Below are 17669 nucleotides of genomic sequence, written 5' to 3'. Positions count from 1 at the left end.
TGTACGAGATCGGTGCGGGCACGAGCGAAATCCGCCGCATGCTCATCGGTCGCGAACTGTTCGCCGAGACGATGTGAGGGCCGGCGTCCATTCCGCCGCAGAACCGCCGGCCATCGGCATCCGGCCTGCAGATAAGTATTTACCCTGTATATACAGGAATAGCCTGCCCTATACATTGACAAAAATTTTCGTGATCAAGGACGACCATGCCCAAACGCGCTATCGCATCAGAACGAGTCTTCAAGCCTTCCTTGCCATTCGCGCAGGCCACCCTTGCGGGGGGATTCCTGTTCGTCTGCTCGACGGGGCGCAACCTGCAGGGCCAGTTCGTCGTGGGCGACGTGCGCGCGCAAACGCAGCAAGCCATCGACAACATCCAGGCACTGGTCGAGGAAGCAGGTGGCAGCCTGCGCGACATCGTCAAGTGCACGGTATACGTGACCGATCGCACCAACTGGGCGCCCATGAACGAGGTCTATTTCGCCAACTTCAACACGGACCCTCCTCACCGCGTCTCCTGCATTGTGAGTGGACTGGGGTCGCCCGATTGCCTGGTGGAGATCGACGCCACGGCATACATCGGCAATGAATAACGCACTCCGTCTTCCTCCCTGAGATCCAAAAACATCTTCACAGGACCACCACCATGTTCAACCGCAGATCCCTCCTGTCGCTCGCCCTTGCCTCACCCTTTATGGCAAGCGCCCAATCGACTCCCGGTCGCAGTGCAATGCGCTGGGTGGTGCCGTTTCCGGCCGGTGGGGCAGCCGACGTCATCGCCCGCAATTGGGCGAGTTCATATTCGGCGACTTCCGGTCAGACCATCGTTGTTGACAATCGAGGAGGTGCCAGTGGCCTGATAGGCATTCAGGCGATCAAGTCAGCGCCGGCGGATGGCAGCGTGCTGGGGGTTCTGAACGTCTCGTTCTTCACTGCACTGCCCTTGATGCTTTCACAGGCACCCTACGATCCAGCAAAAGATCTGACACCCATTGCCCGCCTGGTGACATCCACCGTCGTGTGCTGCGTGACCGCCGAACGAGCAAAAGAAAATGGTTGGACAAACTTCCGCAGCTTGATTGAGTGGAGCAAAAAGCCGGGGCACCAGTTGAGCAAGGGGTCCGCGGGCAATGGCTCGCCAGGGCATCTGCTGATTGCCACTGTGGCCAAGCGCACGGGCGCCAACATACTGCACGTGCCCTATCGCGGTGGCGCACCTGCCTTGAACGACCTGCTGAGTGGGCAAATTGACATGGTGTTCGACTTCATGCCGGCCTTGATGCCCCACATCAATTCCGGGCGGTTGATACCCATTGCTGTTGGAAGCCGAGAGCGCAGTCCCTTGATGCCCGATGTACCGGGGATGGGAGAGTTTGCGGATCTCGGACTGGCGGATGTGGACTTGCAATCCTGGAATGCGCTGACTGGCCCAGCCAACATGAGCCCCGCCGTGACGAGTGCCATTGCGCAAGTCGTGGCCCGAAGCGCCACGCCAGATCTGGCTGCCCGCCTCAAGAGTTCCGGTTTGGTGCTTGCCACGACCGACGGTGTCGAATCCACACGCGCCTTGATCGCAAAAGACGCCAAATTCTGGAAGGAAATGGTCCAGATCTCGGGGGCAAAAATTGAGTAGTCACCGACCCTCGTGCAGAGGGCGTCCCCATGGGCGCTCAAGGGGAGATCAGGCTGTCAAGCCGATCCCCGGGATGCATGGCGCATGAATTCGAAGACACCGCATTCGTTTCCAGCGTCAGCCCCAGCGGCGCCTTCCCCGACGCCCGGGCTTGCGCTGTATGCGCAAGTAAAAGAGCACATCGCACGCCGAATTCAGGATTGTGAATGGCCACCCGGTCATCGACTGCCATCGGAGCAGGAGCTGGTAGCCCAGTTCGGCGTGGCCCGGATGACCGTCAACCGTGCGTTGCGGGAGCTGGTAGGCCAAGGCAAGATCGTGCGGGTGCCAGGCGTGGGCAGTTTCGTTGCGGAAGCGAAGCCGCATTCAACGCTTCTGCAGGTGGCAAGCATTGCCAGTGACATCCGAGGACGAGGTCACGAATACGGCTTCTCGTTGATCAGCGCGGAACAAGTTCCTGCCGCACCCGACGTTGCAGCATGGCTCGACATCCGTGTTGGCGAGAACGTGTTTCACTGCATCTGTTTGCACCTCGAGAACGGCTTGCCGGTTCAGTTCGAAGACCGTTACGTCAATCTGCGCGCTGTTCCAGCCATACTCGATCAGGATTTCTCGAAGATCACGCCCAGCGAGTATCTTGTGCGCCACGTTCCATACGATGAGATCGAGCATCTCGTCGATGCCGTCCTACCGACGCCAGAGCAGGCACAGAGACTGGCAATGGATCCAGACGGCCCCTGCCTGCAATTGACGCGCCGGACCTGGAAGCGAGGAACGGTTATCAACTACCTTCGTTTGCTGCACCCTGGCCTTCGCTACCGGTTGGCGAGCCGTTTCGCGGCAGATGGCACTCATGTTGCCTGAAAGGGCCCCAGCAGCCGATGCTTGGGCTCAGCGCCACTGTTCTCGCCAAATAAAGTCGGAAACGGGGATCAAGCATTGACGCGGTCTGCCAAGGGATTGCTGCCAAAGTGTGCGCGACCAAAGTCGAAAACCCATGGCTGCCCGAACTTGTCGTCCAGAGACTCGCGGTAAATATTGTCGAAAACCGGAGTTCCTCCGCCTCAGGCCCCCAAAGGCACTTTTAGCAACGCTGATCGGAGGAGCGGCCCACGCTTCTTCAGTGCTCCGTTCACCTGACGGAGGTGTCCGATCGGACTCGCGGGAGTCAGGCCCGCATGACGATCGTCGAAGAAGCCAGGTCCCTGAATCCCGCCACCAGGAACGGCAGCATGGTCGCAAACACGCGCTCCAGGTCATGAGACACATAGCGGCCTGACGACAGGCTCTCCACGCGCCCGGGTTCGGCCACCAGCGACAGCATGGTGCCCACCATGAAGCTGAAGGCGTGATAAACCCGCTCCTCCTCCACGTCAGGAAGTGCGCGGAGAAACTCGGCCAGAAACAGCCGCGCCACGGCGTTGTAGTGCACGCCGATCACCTTGGCGTAGTCGGGCGCATTCGAAGCGCGCGCCACGAGCAGGGCGTAGTGCTTCCAGCCCTGGCCACCATTGCTGCTGCGCTCGACGAAGGGGTGCACATAGCCATTGACCAAGTCTTCCAGCGCCATCGGCCCACTTCCCGCTCGACCACGCGCCGCGTCCAGCAGTTGCATGCGCTGGTGCGCCATGTAGGAAGCCCGGCGCTCCACCACGCGATCGAACAAGGCCTCCTTGGTGCCGAAGTGGTAGGCCACCAGCGCCAGGCGCGCGTCGGATTGCACGGCCACCTCCCGCATCGACGTGCCATGAAAGCCATGCAGCGCAAACAAGACCTCGGCGGCGTCCAGCATCCGTTCGCGCGTCGCGTCTCCGGACTTGCGCCCATTCGGACGGGCCGCTCCGGGCAGGCTGGCACGTTCACCCGATGTGGCTGGCTTGATCATGGCTCCATATTAACTGAACCATTGACCAACCACTTTAATTATTGCCATTCCATGTGTATCTCACCTATACTTGGTCATTCGTTCAGTTATTAAACCGACTACCCGCCACCGCGTGAGGAGACAAGTCCATGAGCAACCGCCTGGAAGTAAGAATCGACGGCGACCTGGTCACGCCGGTCCAGATCGACGAATGGGAGCGCCGCCGCAGCCAGGTGGTGCTCGCCCAGCTGCGGCGCGCGCTCAAGATCCAGGCCCCCGCCCAGGGCAATGCGAGCGACCTCTCTTCCTTGCGCGAGGAACTGCTGCGCCTCAAGGAGCAGCTGGGCCGTCCCGGCCTGCGCGAACGCCTGCAAGGCAAGCTGCGCATGTCTGCCTTCTCCACCAAGCTCATCCTTAGACTGTCCGGTGCGCGGCGCAAACCGTGCGTGGTCGAGATGCGGGTCGCCGGTTGCAACGCGCAACAGCTGTCGCAGGGCATCGACGACCTGATGTCGGTCGACTCCCCGGCCAACCGGAGAATCAACCTCTTGGTCTGCCCGGACCACTACGTGCTGGAGCCGCGCGCAAATGTGCTGGAGGTCATCGAGACCACCGGTGGCTCGCCCTTCCCGGCCCAGTTCTTCATGCGGTTCGATGACGATTCGGGCTTGAAGACGCCGCGCGATGCCGCGTTTCCCTACCAGTCGACCGGCACCGCCCGCCTGGGCGATGGCACGGTCATCGGCGGTGTCCGCCATCAGTTCCGCGACGATGGGCACGGCGCACTTGCCCGCCTGATGGTGGAGTTTCCGCAACCCACGCCCGGGCACATGATCCGGGAACACCAATGGCATCTCGCCTGCGAGTTCTCCCACTGGATCCGCGAGGTCCAGCGCCGGGTCGAGGCCGCCTGAGGCCGAAGCGGGAGTCGACATGGACCGATGGACCGAGATGGAGCTGCTGGTGCGGACCGCGGAGCTCGGCAGCATGTCGCGCGCGGCCGAAGCCCTGAAACTTTCGAACGCGGCGGCCAGCCGGCACCTCACGTCGCTGGAGAACAGGGTCGGCGCCCGGTTGATTCACCGCAGCACGCGCTCCCTCACCTTGACGGAGGTCGGCAAGGACTTCTACCAGCGCTGCCGAGGCTTGCTTGCCGATATGCGCGAGGCCGAAGCGGCGGCCAACGCCTCGGCGCTCAGCCCCGCCGGCACGCTGCGCCTGACGGCGTCGCTGTCGTTCTCGGTGCACCACATCGCACCACTTCTCAAGGCGTACACGAACCGGTATCCGCAGGTGAAGGTCCACGTGGAAGTGGCCAACCGGTACTACGACCTGATCGACAACAATATCGACGTCGCCATCCGCACGCGCGAGTTCGAGAACGACTCCAACGTCACCATCCGCCGCCTCGCCTCCACCCGCCGCATCCTGGCGGCTTCACCGGGCTACCTCGACGCGCATGGCGCGCCGCGCAGCATCGAAGAGCTGGCGAACCGGCCGATCCTTCTCTACACCTACAGCAACCACCCCAACGATCTCACCTTCCGCCGCGGCGACGAAGTCCGCAGCATCAAGGTCCATGGCCTGCTGGAGTCCAACGAAGGGCAGGTTCTTCGCGCGGCCGCCCTCGACGGCATGGGCATCCTGGTGCAACCCAAGTACATCCTCTACGACGATCTCGTCGCGGGCCGGCTCGTGTCGGTGCTGGACGAATGGGACCTGCCCCGGCTCAACATCAACATCGCCTTCCAGAGCCGGCGGCTCATGTCCGCAAAGGTCCGGACCTTCATCGACTTCATGGCCGAGCACTTCGAGCGCATGGACCACGACCGGAAATGGACCAGCTTCGATCGAACGCCCGGGTACCCTGAAGGGGGCCGGCGTGGACCATCGAAGGAGCACCCCCTGTCGATGGCCGACGCCGCGCACTAGCTACGCCTTCTTCTCGGCGTACCCGAAGTTGCTGGCGGCGTAGCGCGCGTAGAAGTCCGCGAAGCTCTGATCGGCATACCGCTTCGGGAAGTCTTCGCTGCAGCAGGTCGGCACGCAGGAAATGGTGGCATCCAGGTTCGGGTACAGAAAAAAGATCGCCGAATAGCGCTCTTCCTCGGTCGATGCGAGCACACGGTGCGGCGTGGCGATGAACTGGTCGTTGGACCAGGTTCTCAGGGTGTCCCCCGTGTTCACCAGAATGCCGCCTTCCACGAGCGGTTGTTCGATCCAGGTCCCGGCCGCGGTCAGGATCTGCAGTCCGGGTGCCGTGGCCGGCGGGATCAGGGTCAGGAAGCTCAGGTCGGTGTGCCCCGGCAGGCCGAACTGGTTTTCTTCCGGCTGGACCACCGGGTAGTAGGCGCTGCGCATCACCGAGTCGGTCCGGCGGAACGGCGCGTCGAAGAAGTCCGGCGCCTGACCCAAGGCCACCGCCACTGGTGCCAGCAATCGCTTCGCCAGCGCATCGAATTCGGCGTAGTAACGCAGGAAGGCCTGCTTGTCCTCTTCCGGCAGCGCCTGGGGCCACTGGTTGTGACCGCGAAAGCGCCGCTCGCCCCGATGGTCGGGATCCGATGACTCGAGCTCCTGGCCGAACTTGAAGGCCTCGGTGGCCTGGGGCTTCACCACCTTGTCGAAGCTGTCGCCATGAATGGCGACATTCGGCGCCTGCCAACCCGCCTGGTGCTCGTTCATGCGCACCTTGTTCTTCTCCGATGCCGGCAGCATGAAAAAGCTCTCCATGGCCTTGAACGCACCGCTCACGGTGTCCGCGGACGCACCGTGGTTCACGATGTAGAAGAAGCCGATCTCGGTGCAGGCCTTGCGGATCTGGCTGGCCACGGCCTCCAGTGCGCCCGGCACACCTTTCAGGTAGGCCCCCACGTCGATGATAGGGATGTCCTCGGTGATGGCCTGCGATTGCTGCCCACCGACGTTGATGGAGGTCACTTCCTGCCGACGAAGAATGTCATTCATGTTTGTTGTCTCGTTGTTTCAATTCATTCACACCAAGCCCGCCGAGCGCTCCGCGCAGCGGATCACCGCCGCGTAGTCCGCGCCCGCATCGCCGTTGGCCGCGGCGGCGTGCAGTGCCTGCAAGGTCAGCGCCGTCTGGGGCAACGGCACCTGCAGCCGCTGGGCCTCGTCCAGGATCAGGCCGATGTCCTTGACCATCTGCATCACGGTGAAGGTCGGCGAGAAATCGCGCTGCACCAGTTGCGCGGACTTGGCCTTCACGATGGGAGAGGCCACAGCGCTGTGCGTCAGCACGTCCCACATGTCTTCCCAACGCAGGCCGCCTTTGCTGCCCAGGGTCAGCGATTCGGCCAGCATGGCGCTGGTCTGCGCGATCATCAGGTTCACCACCAGCTTCATGAGCCGGGACTGCTCCGCCTCGCCCAGCCAATACTGGTTCGGCCCGAGGAGCCTCAGCAGCGGCAGCATGCGTTCGTAAGCATCCTTTGGCCCCGAGACCAGCAGCGTCAGCTGGGCCGCCTCCGCCATCACGTTGTTGCCTGACACCGTGGCGCGCAGGTAGACGATGCCCTGTTGTGCCAGCAGGTCTGCCACACGGGCCGACATCGCCGGCGACACCGTGCTCGTGTCGATGTAGGTCGCGCCGGGCGTTGCGCGGCAGGCCACCGCTTGTGCCGCGCTCCAGAGCGCATCGTCGTGCGGCAGGGACGACAGCAGGACCTCCGCCCCCTCGATGCCCGCCGCCCCCAGCGCCGCGGTCATGCCCCTCGCCACGGCCTGCCTGAGCTGCGCTTCGCTCACGTCGTCCACCGTCACCACATGGCCCGCCGCCATCATGTGCCGGCCCATGGGCAGGCCCATCTTGCCTGCGCCGATCAGATGCACACGCATTCAATCCCCCTTGATGCCGAGTTCGGGCAACACTTTGCGAAAGCGCACCACGTCGGCTTCCAGCGATTTGCTATATGCCTGCGGCGACGACAGCACCACCTGAGCCTTGGTCATCTTCAGGTTGTTCTGATACGCGGGCTGCTTCACCGCCTCCGAGGCCTGGCGGAACAGTTCCTGTGCTTTCTCGGGTGGCAGGCCAGCGGGCGCCAGCAAGCCCGACCAGGCGGGCACGTCCACGTCGTTCATGCCGAGCTCGCGGAAGGTGGGCACGCCCGGGAACCCCGGATCACGTTCTTCCGACGAGATTGCCAGCGCCCGCACCCGACCATCGTTGAGCAGTGGCAATGCCGTGGACGCTCCCATGAACAGCATATGGATGTGTCCACCAATGAGATCGTTGACGGGCGACTGGTGCGGAACGTGGATCAGCTTGAGGTTCGCCGCGCGCGCGAACATGGCGGCGATCACGTGGGTGGTGTTGCCGTTGCCGAACGATCCGTAGTTCAGATGATCGGGCTGCGCCTTGGCCGCAGCGATGAGGTCCTGAATGGTCTTGTACGGCGAGTTGGCCGGCACCAGCAACGCAAAACCGGACGACTTGCTGACCACCGTGACCGCCGTGAAGTCCTTGACCGGGTCATACGAGAGATTGCTGTAGAGACCCGCGTTGGTGGCATGGCCAGCCGTTGTGAACAGCAGAACCGACCCGTCGGGTTTGGCTTTGGCGACCTCAGCGGTCGCGATGCGCCCACCTGCTCCAGGCTTGTTCTCGACGATCACCGTCTTGCCCGACACCTTGGACAGGCCTTCGGCGAACGCGCGCGCCGCGGTGTCGAACGGGTTGCCGGCGCCGATGGGCACGATGATGCGGACCAGGTCGCCTTGCGCGAACGCCAGGCCCGGCACCAGCGCGGCGACCAGTGCCACGCGCTTGCAAGCGGATTTCAGATGGTTGAACATGGTGTCTCCTTGTGTGGAACGGGTGGGGGGAATGGGATCAGACGGCCTTCAACACATCGGCGATCCAGTCGGCCATGGCGTTCGTCGCCAGGCTCATGTTTCCGATGCTGCAATGCTGTTCACCGCCCTCTTCGGCGCTGAAGATGCGAAGCTCCCTGCGGGGCGCGTTCACACAGCCCTCGTACGTCCGGTGGGCCTCGGCCACGGCGATCTGGCGGTCGTCCTCGCCGTGGGTGATGTAGATCGGCACGCGGATGCGCTCCACGACGCCGTCGAGGTTGAAACGGTCGAAGACCTCGGCGCAGGCCTCCACGCTGTCTTTCCCGAACACCCATTTGACGTGCTCGAAGTAGTGGGGCACCGACTTCTGTGCGTGGAGGGTTCCCGCGATGCGGGCGCGGAAGCGTTTGCCGCTGTCGTGGTTGGCCCCCCAGGCCACGCAGCAGGCGAAGCGCGGCTCGAAGGCCGTGGCGCGGGGCGCGTGGTAGCCGCCCAGGCTGAGCGCCATCATGCCGATGCGCCGGGGGTCCACGTCCGCGCGCGTCTCCAGGTAGTCGACACACGCGCCGGCCGGGATCTCGGCCTCGGGTGCGTTGTGCAGGCCGTTCTTGCGCAAGGCCTCGCCCACGCCCGGGTTGTCCACCAGAAGAATCGATATGCCACGCTGCGAGAGCATGGCCGGCAGGCCGCAGAGGTACAGGTACTCCTTGACGCCGTCCAGACCGTTGAAGTGCACGATGCAGGGCGCTGGCGTCTGCGCCGTGCCCACCGAGACCATCAGCGCCGGCAGGAACGACTCGCCGAACGGCACGGACACCCGCTCGCAGTTCGCCCCCACGCATTCGATGTATTTGCGGAAGGTCCACAGCAGCTCGTCGTAGGCGGCGAGCCGGGGCGCGTGGTCGTGCGCCGGAATGCGTTCGGCGGTGATGTACATCACACAGGCGCGACGGTACTTCTCGGCCGCCGACAGGAGGTGTCCGGCCTGCTCGTCTTCGGCAGCGGCGCGGGCCAGCTTCGCGGCGCCAGCTTCCCAGGCGCGGAAGAAATCGTTGGCATGCGCCTGGTCGTCGTCCACGTCGCGCAGGTCCCGGCACGCGCGGTCGACTTCGTCCATGTTGGCCCCGGCATCCAGCGCCATGGAGAGCGCGAGATTCCAGGAATAGACCTTGAAGTAGTTGAACATGGTGTGGTCCTCAGTTGGAAAGGTTCGCGATGCGCTCGGCCGCCATCTCGGCCAGCATCAGGGTGGGCAGGTTGGTGTTCGCGCTGGGGATGCGGGGCATCACCGAGGCGTCGGCCACGAAGAGGTTGTGGGTGCCGTGCACGCGGAATGACCCATCGACGACCGCCATCGGGTCCCCGGTTCGGCCCATGGCGCAAGTGCCGCAGGGGTGTCCCATCGGGCTGATCGACGACAGGATCTGTTCGTCCGAGATGGCGCGGCCGCCACCGTGCCGAACCACCGGTCCACCGCTCTTGAAGGCCCGCCCGAAAATCGCGCGACGCAACGGTCCCGGCGCGTTAGACGCGGCCGACGCGGCCAAGGCAAGCGCCTCGCCGGTCCACCCCGATCGGTTGAACTGCTTCACCGACAGCGCGCCCGGCAACAGGAAGGCCTCCTGGTATTGGGCCGCGACACCCGGGTCGCGCAGCAAGCGCTCGGCCCACCGCGCGGCCTGGAGCATACGCGGCGCATCGGCGGGATCGGACAGAAACCGGAAGTTGATCGACGGGTGGGCCCGTGGGTCAGCCTTCGACAGCTGGACCGTGCCGCGCGAGTTCGGTGAATACAAGGCGCTGCCCACCAGCGCGAAGTTCGGCCCGAACACCTGGCCGCTCACGCGCCCGATCACGAAGTTGAAGAGGTCCCCCTCTGGCGCACCGGGGAGATGAGAAGAGGATCGCATCCCCGCCACGGCGAACCGCCGCAGGTTCGCAGCCATGCGCTTGCCTCTGGGCAGCGTGAGCGCGAAGAACATGTAGGGGTGGTTCTGCAGGTTGCGCCCGACGCCGGGCCGATCCCTGGCCACGGGAATGCCAAGCGAGACCAGGTCGTCGGCCGGTCCGATGCCGGACCGCAGCAACAGGGCCGGTGACTGGATGCCACCCGCGGACAGAATCACGCGGCGGGCCTGCAGCCGGACCGCAGCGCCGTCGCGCACCGCCTCCACGGCGGACACCCGTCCCTCGCTGAGGTGCAGACGCGTCACCTGGGTGTTCGGCCAGATCACCAGGTTCGGTCGCGCCCGGACCGCTGCCGTGAGGTAACACGCCGCCGTGGTGACCCGGGTGTCCGTGTCGATCGCATTGGGCATGGGGAAAAATCCATCCCCCGGCTGCGCGTTGATGTCGGGCACGAGCGGCAGCCCCAGGCGGTGCGCCGCCGAGGCCATCGACCGAGCGAACGCCGGCCATTGCGCCTGAGGCACGCGGGCGATGGCGTGCGGCCCGCCCGCGGCATCCCGCCGGTCGAGGTCGTTCTCGACCCTGCGGAAATACGGCAGGACGGTGTCCCACGAAAAGCCCGAGGCGCCCGCATCGGCCCAGCGCGCATAGTCGGAGGGCACGCCACGCAACGCGAACAGCCCATTGATGCTGGAGCCGCCACCCAGCACCCGCGCCTGGGGGTATGGGGCCGGTGCACCGCCGTCCCTGGCCACGGCCGTCAGGCCGTCCCAGAAGTAGTGCGGGTTCAGCGTCGCGGTCGGAAAAGCATCCCGGATGTCGGCCGGCTCGCGGCCGGGCAGCACATCGCGACCGGCTTCCACCAGCAACACGCGGCGCGCCGCGTTTTCCGACAGGCGTGCCGCGAGCGCAGCGCCCGCGGTGCCGCCACCGACGATCAGGAAGTCAGGCTCCATGGACAGCGTCTCAGCCAACGACATAGTCCACCTGATGGCGGCTGATGCGCAAGTCGCCCAGCTCGTCACGCACGCGCAGGTGGGCCGGGTGGGTGGCGTACGAGACCAGGGATTCCTGGCTGTCGAAGACGCTGTAGAGCACCACGTCGCAGGCGTAGTCCGCGCCGCTGGAGTCCACACCCACCTCCAGGTGCAGAAGGCCCGGGATCTTTCCCAGCAGGCTCTCGAACTTGCCGCGCAGCAGGTCGATGGCCTTCGCCTTCTCCTGCGGCGATTCGCCGCGCAGGTTCCACATGACGATGTGCTTGATGGCCATGCTGCTCAGACCGGTGGAAAGCCGGCCTTCTGCGTCCAGAGGTTGGTGAACGGCAGCACCGACACCGCCTGGTACAGGCCGGCCTTGGTGAAAGGTTCGTCGGCCATCCAGCGTTCGGCGGCCTCGCGGCTCTCGAAGTCGATGACCAGCAGGCTGCCGATCATCGTCTGGCCATCGTCCTCGGTCAGCGGCCCGGCGAAGGCAATGCGGTCGGCCACGGCCGCCAGGTAGGCCTTGTGCTCGGGCCGCACGCGCTGGCGCAGATCGCCGGCGCCGCTGCGGTCGATGAGGTGGAATGCGAAGATCACGAGTGCTCCCTGCAACGGTTCATTTGATGGCTTCTTCCCACGTGGGGCAGCTGCGGGATTCGACGGGCGTCTCCCAGCGCTGGTAGTTGCTCTTGTCGATCACCGTGGCGGGAAAGACGATCTCGCTCTGCACCGGCAGCTTGCGCAGGTGCCGCACGGCGGTCATCGCCGACAGGCAGCCCTGCATGAAGCCGTTGTAGTCCCCGGTGGCCAGCATCTTGCCGGCCTTGATCGCATCGATCGCTTCCTTGGTGCCATTGATGCCGACTACCAGCGCCTTGCGGTTGGCGCCATCCAGCGCTTCGATCACGCCAGCGGCCATGGCATCGTTCGCGGCGAAGACGCCGTCGATCCGGGGGTGCGACTGCATCAGGTTCTCCATCACCTGCAAGGCCTGCAGGCGCTGGTAGTTGCCGGGCTGCGAGGCCAGCACCTTGATGCCCGGCGCGTCCTTGACGGCGTCGTTGAACCCGCGCACGCGGTCGATACTGGTGAGCGAACCCTTGACCCCTTCGAGCACCACCAGGTTGCCCTTGCCGCCCAGGGCCTGGACGAGGTGCCGGGCCGTCTCCAGACCGAGCTTGTAGTCGCTGGCGCCGACGAAGGCGAGGAACTTGCCGCTTTCGCTGCGGTCGGTGACGTTCACCGCGGGAATGTTGGCGCCGTTGATCTTCGACACGGCCGGCACCATGGCCTTGTAGTCAACCGGCGTGAAGACGATCGCATCGGGCTTCTTGACGATCACGTCCTCCACCTGGCTCATCTGTTCCGGAATGCTGTCCGGCTTGGTCGGCACGTAGTGGGTGACCTTGGCGTTCATCTGCTTCGCGGCCGAGTCGGCACCCAGCCGTACCGCCTGGAAGAAGGGGTTGGTCTGGTTCTTGGTGAACACCGCGATGCGTTCGCCATCGGCGAAGCTGGGTGCGGCAGCGCAGGCCACGGCCAGCGGCAATGCCATGCGAATCATCATTTTTGTCTTCATCTTGCGTCTCCTTTTCGAGTGAGGTTGTCGAGAAATACCGCCAGAACCACGATCACGCCCGTCACCACGGGTTGCCAGCTGGCACTGATCGAGAGCAGGTTCATGCCGTTGAGCACGAGGGTGAGAATGAGCGCGCCGATCAAGGTGCCGAACACCGATCCCACGCCACCGAACAGAGAGGTGCCACCGATCAGGACCGCGGCGATCGCGGGCAGGGTGAGCGATTCACCCACGTCGGCTTCGGCCGAGTTCAGCCGCGCCAGGTAGATCAGGCTGGCCAGCCCGGCCATCGCGCCGCTGACCGCGTACACCAGCACCAGGCGGCGCTTCACCGGCACGCCCGACAGCCGTGCGGCCTCGGGGTTCGCGCCCACCGCGTGGATCTCCTGGCCCCAGCGCGTGCGCTGCGCGAACAGCACACCGATCAGCAGGAACACCCCCATCAGGTACACCGGGATCGGGATGCCCAGCCAGTAGCCGCTGCCCACGGCCCGGAAGGCGGGCGGGAAACCATGGATGGTTTCGCCCTTCATGAACCAGTAGGTGATGCCATGAAGAATCCAGAGCATTCCGTAGGTCGCGATGAACGGCGGAATCCGGACCAGGGTGATCAGAAGCCCGTTCGCGACGCCGATCAGAAGCCCGCAACCCAGGCCGGCAAACACTGCCACCGCGATCGATCCCGTCGACTTCATCAGGGTCGCGGCCAGACAGGCGCTCATCGCGACATTGGCGCCGACCGAAAGATCCAGACCAGCGGTAAGGATCACCAGCGTGAGGCCCGACGCCAGCAGGAACAGCAGCGCCGCCTGCCGCAGCACGTTCACGATGTTCGCGCTGGTGAGAAACGCATCGCTGGCCAGGCTGAGCACCAGGCACAGGAGCCCCAGTGCCAGCAAGCGGAAGACCACGCTGCGCACGGGATCGGGCAGCGCGTTCCACACACCGCCGCTGGCCTGCGTGGCCGCCGTCTGGGCGGTATTCAAGGTGGTGCTCATGCTGTCCTCCCGCGCATCGCGTCGATCATCAAGGCGAAGATCACCAGGAAGCCGATCGCCGCCACCTGGACCGCCGAGGTCACACCCATCAGATTCAGCCCGTTGCGCAGAACGCCCACGGCCAGCACACCGATCAGCGTGCCGAGCAACCAGCCCTTGCCTTTCTCGAACGAGGTGCCCCCCACGGCGACGGCCGCGATGGCGTCGAACTCCATGCCCAGCGCGGCGGTGGGATGGCCCGAGCTGATGCGCGCCGTCAGCAGCAAGGCCGCCAGGCCCGCCATCAAACCGCCAATGACGTACACGGCGATCAGGTAGCCGCGTGCGCGGACACCGGCCAGGCTCAAGGCCTCCCGGTTGCCACCGAGCGCGAACACATAGGCACCGAAACGCGTGCGGTAGAGCACCGCGTGGAACACCAGGTAGGCCACCACGGCCACCCAGATCGGCGACGGCACGCCAAACAGCGATCCGCTGTAGAACATCTGCACCGCGTCGGGGATGCCGACCACGCTCTGGCCGTCGGTGATCACCAGCGCCAGGCCCTGTGCCACGCCAAGCGTTCCCAGGGTGGCCACGAAGGGCGGAATGCCCAGGCGGGCGACCAGGGTGCCGTTCAGCAGGCCGAACAGCGCGCCGACGCCGAGCGCGGCCAGCAGCGCGAGTCCCACGCCACCGGTCTTCACCGCGATGGTCGCCAGCACCACGTTGGCCAGCGTGAGCACCGCACCGGCGGACAGGTCCAGGCCCTCGGTCATGATGATCAGCGTCATCGGCAGCGCGATGAGCAGCAGGATGGTCGACTGCACCGCCACGTTCAACAGGTTGGCGCCGTCGAGAAAGTTGGGCGCCAGCAGCCCGAAGAACACACACAGCCCGGCCAGCATCACCAGGGCGCCGCTGGCGCTACCGCCGCGCCGCAGCCGGTTCATCCAGGCCGACAGGCCGCCGCCGGCATCTGTTTGGAGAGTCAGTTCACGCATGGTGCATTCCCAGGGTCAGGATGGCTTGTTCAGTCATGTCGCCACGGGCCAGGTGACCCGCCACGCGACCTTCGCGCATGACGTAGGTGCGATCGCAGACGTTCACGATTTCCGGCAGCTCCGAGGAAATCATCAACACCGCTGCGCCCTTCTTCACGAGCGCATCGATCAGCGCGAAGATTTCGGCTTTCGCGCCGACGTCGATGCCGCGCGTGGGCTCGTCGAAGATGTAGAGCTTCGATTCCGCACTCAGCCATTTGCCGATCACCACCTTCTGCTGGTTGCCGCCCGAGAGCACCTGCACGCGGCGCTCCGGTCCCGGTGTGGCGATGCGAAGGCGAGCGATCAGCTCGCGCGCCTGCCGCGCCGCCTTGCGCGGCGAGAACCAGCCCGACGGAAACAGCTTCGGCAGGCTGGCCAGCACTAGGTTTTCACCCACCGAACGGATCAGCGCCAGGCCTTGCGTCTTGCGGCTTTCGGGAATGAGCGCGACGCCCAGGCGGCGCGCGTGCGTCGGGCCGCCGGTCAGGCGTTGACCGAAGATCTCGATGCGGCCGGACTCGATGGGATCGGCGCCGAAGATGGCGCGAGCCACCTCCGTGCGGCAAGAGCCGACCAGGCCCGCCAGGCCGACGATTTCGCCCGCGCGCACCTCCAGGTCGATGTCACGGATGCCGCTGCGGGCCGTCACACCCTGCATCCGCAGCGCGGTGTCGCCGGGTTCCTGGCAGTACTCGCGGCCGTAGGACATGTCGACTTTTCGGCCAACCATCAGGCTCACCAGCTCGTCCGGCGCGGTCTCGCCGGGCATGCGCGAGCCCACCTTCTTTCCATCGCGCAGCACCGTGATGCGGTCTCCCATTGAAAAGACCTCGGCCATGCGGTGGCTGATGTAGGCCATCGCCACGCCCTGGCGCTTGAGCTGGTCGATCATGCGGAACAGCTTCTCGGTCTCGTTGTCCGAGAGCGCCGCGGTGGGCTCGTCCAGCACCAGGATGCGGGCCTCCTGCGACAGCGCCTTGGCAATCTCCACCATCTGCTGCTGCGCCACCCCCAGAGTGGCCACGACCGTGTCCGGATCCAGCGTCATGCCGAGCTGGTCCATGATCGCGCGCGCCTGCTGGCGCATCCGGGCGTGGTCGACCGAGCCCGGAACACGGCCCTTGGGCTCCCGGCCCAGAAAGATGTTCTGCGCCACGCTGAGGTAAGGCACCAGCGTGAACTCCTGGAAGATCACCGCGATGCCCAGGCGCTGCGCATCGGCCGGACCGGCGATCCGGACCGGCTGGCCCTGGTAGAAAAAATCTCCGGCGTCGGCCGTGTGCGCGCCGCACAAGACCTTCATGAGGGTGGACTTGCCGGCGCCGTTCTCGCCCAGCAGCATGTGCACTTCGCCGGCATGCAACTCGAAGGACACGTCGTCCAGCGCCCGCACGCCGGTGAAACGCTTGCTGATGCCGCGCAGCGCCAGCAAGGGAGGTTCGGGGGATGTCATGGGGTCTCCTGTTCTTGTAGAGGTTTCCAGCCCGCGTCGGCCACCAGCCGCCGGCCAGATTCGCGCAGCGCCGGCAGCCAGATTTCCGGATCGATCGCACCGCCGTCCGCGCCGACCAGCACGCCATGCCGCTTGCGCCAACGACCGGCGACCATCACTGAATCGATGTTGGCGAGGCTGGCCTGCATCAGCACCGCGCTGGCCGGGTCGTGCAGGGGCTGCATGTTGGGCAGCCGCGCATCGATCAGGATCAAGTCGGCCTGCTTGCCCGGCGTGAGGGAGCCGATGCGGTGCGACTGCCCGAGCATCTGCGCGCCCGCCACCGTCACCCAGCGCAGCGCTTCATGGGCCGTCACGGTCGTGGTGGAAGGGATCGCGGGGCCGTCCGGCTCAGCCGCCCGGCGAAAAGCCGCGTTGTCCATCGCACGCTGGTGCGCGAGGGCCACGCGCGCGGCGACCAGCATCTCGCCCGACAGGCTGGACTCCAGGTCCGTTCCGATCGAGGGCGTCACGCCACGTTGGCGCAGGCGCCCCATGATCGGGTGGCCATGGCCTTGTGCCATCTCGTTCTCGGGAGTGAGCGAAAAACTCATGCCGAGCGATGCGAACCGATCCAGTTGCGCGTCGCTCAGGTCGTTGCCGTGCACGATGTTGATGTTCGGGCCGAGCAGGCCCTCGCGGTCCAGCACCGTCCATCCGTCCACCGCGCGCGGTGCGCCACCGCCCTGGTGCATGGAGGCGATCAAGCCCAGCTCGGCGGCCAGCGCGAAATCGGCCACCGCGACATCGCGCGTCGCGTAGTGCGGCCCCAGGATGGCCATGCCCAGGCTCAAGAGGCCGCCGTCCTTGAAGCGCGGGTCGGTCTTCAACCGCTCGACCTCGCGGCGCGGATGGCGCAGCTCCCAGAACGGTACCTGGCCCAGCCGGGGATCGGGTTTGGGACTGCCATGAAAGAAGGCCGCGCGGATGCCGCTCTGCGCCAGCGCGTCGATCGCCGCGTCCGTGTGCGCGGGCGTCGGGTTGTTGTGGCACCAGTCCACCAGGGTGGTGGTGCCGGCATTCAGTTGGTTCATCGCACCGGCGTACGTCCCGGTGCGGACATCGTCCGGCGTGAAGCGCGTGGCCAGACCCGCATGCATCCAGCGGAAGTACTCGAGCAAGGTCCAGTTGCTCGCCATGCCTCGCAAGGCGGTCTGCCAGGTGTGCAGGTGCGCGTTGACAAGACCGGGGAACGCGATGAAACCGCTCGCGTCGATCATCTCCACCGAGGCGTCGGTCACGGGGTCCGTCGCCGGTCCGACGTGGACGAGCCGGTCCCCGTCGATTTCCAGCACGGCATCGCTCTGCACACCGATGCGGTCGTCCATCGACACCACCGTCGCGCCGGCGATGCGCATGCGCCGCCCGC

The 17669-nt window shown here is 65.4% G+C and carries 18 protein-coding genes; 5 read left to right on the top strand and 13 right to left on the bottom strand.

Translation table 11 applies throughout. From position 1 onward, the window contains the following. Window positions 1-206 precede the first annotated feature (206 nt). The 3 genes from AC3WPZ_RS12525 to hutC all read left to right on the top strand — a co-directional run bounded on the left by AC3WPZ_RS12525 (window position 207) and on the right by hutC (window position 2497). Window positions 207-593, top strand: a complete 387-nt coding sequence (locus AC3WPZ_RS12525) for a RidA family protein (RefSeq protein WP_492439880.1) — start codon at window positions 207-209, stop codon at window positions 591-593. A gap of 53 nt (window positions 594-646) precedes the next feature. Beyond that, window positions 647-1633, top strand: coding sequence for a Bug family tripartite tricarboxylate transporter substrate binding protein (locus tag AC3WPZ_RS12520; RefSeq protein WP_444688952.1), 987 nt, complete (start codon window positions 647-649; stop codon window positions 1631-1633). Between the two features lie 84 nt (window positions 1634-1717). Next, window positions 1718-2497 (top strand): histidine utilization transcriptional repressor HutC, encoded by a 780-nt coding sequence (gene hutC, locus AC3WPZ_RS12515; protein ID WP_492439878.1) that lies wholly within the window; start codon window positions 1718-1720, stop codon window positions 2495-2497. Window positions 2498-2801: 304 nt separating this feature from the next. Here hutC and AC3WPZ_RS12510 read toward each other — a convergent pair whose 3' ends face one another. Beyond that, complete coding sequence (locus tag AC3WPZ_RS12510) at window positions 2802-3518, bottom strand: TetR/AcrR family transcriptional regulator (protein WP_492439876.1); 717 nt, start codon at window positions 3516-3518, stop codon at window positions 2802-2804. A 128-nt stretch (window positions 3519-3646) separates the two neighbouring features. Between AC3WPZ_RS12510 and AC3WPZ_RS12505 the strand changes: the two genes are divergently transcribed. Continuing rightward, on the top strand, window positions 3647-4411 hold the full coding sequence (locus AC3WPZ_RS12505) for a hypothetical protein (RefSeq protein ID WP_492439874.1): 765 nt from the start codon (window positions 3647-3649) through the stop codon (window positions 4409-4411). Window positions 4412-4430: 19 nt separating this feature from the next. Next, window positions 4431-5429, top strand: a complete 999-nt coding sequence (locus tag AC3WPZ_RS12500; protein ID WP_492439872.1) for a LysR family transcriptional regulator — start codon at window positions 4431-4433, stop codon at window positions 5427-5429. Here AC3WPZ_RS12500 and AC3WPZ_RS12495 read toward each other — a convergent pair whose 3' ends face one another. The 12 genes from AC3WPZ_RS12495 to AC3WPZ_RS12440 are packed head-to-tail and all read right to left on the bottom strand — an operon-like array spanning window position 5430 to window position 17658. Then, complete coding sequence (locus tag AC3WPZ_RS12495; protein WP_492439870.1) at window positions 5430-6464, bottom strand: isopenicillin N synthase family dioxygenase; 1035 nt, start codon at window positions 6462-6464, stop codon at window positions 5430-5432. Between the two features lie 27 nt (window positions 6465-6491). After that, on the bottom strand, window positions 6492-7355 hold the full coding sequence (locus tag AC3WPZ_RS12490; protein WP_492439868.1) for an NAD(P)-dependent oxidoreductase: 864 nt from the start codon (window positions 7353-7355) through the stop codon (window positions 6492-6494). Next, window positions 7356-8315 carry a Bug family tripartite tricarboxylate transporter substrate binding protein gene (locus AC3WPZ_RS12485; protein ID WP_492439866.1) on the bottom strand — a complete coding sequence of 320 codons (960 nt, stop codon included), beginning with the start codon at window positions 8313-8315 and terminating at the stop codon, window positions 7356-7358. Between the two features lie 37 nt (window positions 8316-8352). After that, the gene (locus AC3WPZ_RS12480; protein ID WP_492439864.1) at window positions 8353-9501 is read right to left on the bottom strand and encodes an alpha/beta hydrolase family protein; all 1149 of its coding nucleotides are present in this window, start codon (window positions 9499-9501) and stop codon (window positions 8353-8355) included. A gap of 10 nt (window positions 9502-9511) precedes the next feature. Then, on the bottom strand, window positions 9512-11179 hold the full coding sequence (locus AC3WPZ_RS12475; RefSeq protein WP_492439862.1) for a GMC family oxidoreductase: 1668 nt from the start codon (window positions 11177-11179) through the stop codon (window positions 9512-9514). A gap of 10 nt (window positions 11180-11189) precedes the next feature. Continuing rightward, window positions 11190-11495, bottom strand: coding sequence for a Dabb family protein (locus AC3WPZ_RS12470; RefSeq protein WP_492439860.1), 306 nt, complete (start codon window positions 11493-11495; stop codon window positions 11190-11192). A 5-nt stretch (window positions 11496-11500) separates the two neighbouring features. Continuing rightward, entirely contained in the window at window positions 11501-11803 is a 303-nt protein-coding gene (locus AC3WPZ_RS12465; protein ID WP_492439858.1) for a YciI family protein, read from the bottom strand. A gap of 19 nt (window positions 11804-11822) precedes the next feature. Then, on the bottom strand, window positions 11823-12785 hold the full coding sequence (locus AC3WPZ_RS12460; RefSeq protein WP_492439856.1) for a sugar ABC transporter substrate-binding protein: 963 nt from the start codon (window positions 12783-12785) through the stop codon (window positions 11823-11825). Then, entirely contained in the window at window positions 12782-13783 is a 1002-nt protein-coding gene (locus AC3WPZ_RS12455; RefSeq protein WP_492439854.1) for an ABC transporter permease, read from the bottom strand. The genes AC3WPZ_RS12460 and AC3WPZ_RS12455 overlap by 4 nt, the downstream gene beginning before the upstream one ends. Further along, the gene (locus tag AC3WPZ_RS12450; protein ID WP_492439852.1) at window positions 13780-14766 is read right to left on the bottom strand and encodes an ABC transporter permease; all 987 of its coding nucleotides are present in this window, start codon (window positions 14764-14766) and stop codon (window positions 13780-13782) included. Before AC3WPZ_RS12450 ends, AC3WPZ_RS12455 begins: the two co-directional genes overlap by 4 nt. Continuing rightward, entirely contained in the window at window positions 14759-16261 is a 1503-nt protein-coding gene (locus tag AC3WPZ_RS12445; protein WP_492439850.1) for a sugar ABC transporter ATP-binding protein, read from the bottom strand. Before AC3WPZ_RS12445 ends, AC3WPZ_RS12450 begins: the two co-directional genes overlap by 8 nt. Further along, window positions 16258-17658, bottom strand: coding sequence for an amidohydrolase family protein (locus tag AC3WPZ_RS12440; RefSeq protein WP_492439848.1), 1401 nt, complete (start codon window positions 17656-17658; stop codon window positions 16258-16260). Before AC3WPZ_RS12440 ends, AC3WPZ_RS12445 begins: the two co-directional genes overlap by 4 nt. Window positions 17659-17669 lie beyond the last annotated feature (11 nt).

This window comes from Hydrogenophaga sp. FW305-3-2-15-A-LB1 (assembly GCF_058787875.1).
This window is presented reverse-complemented; position numbering and strand designations above follow the sequence as displayed.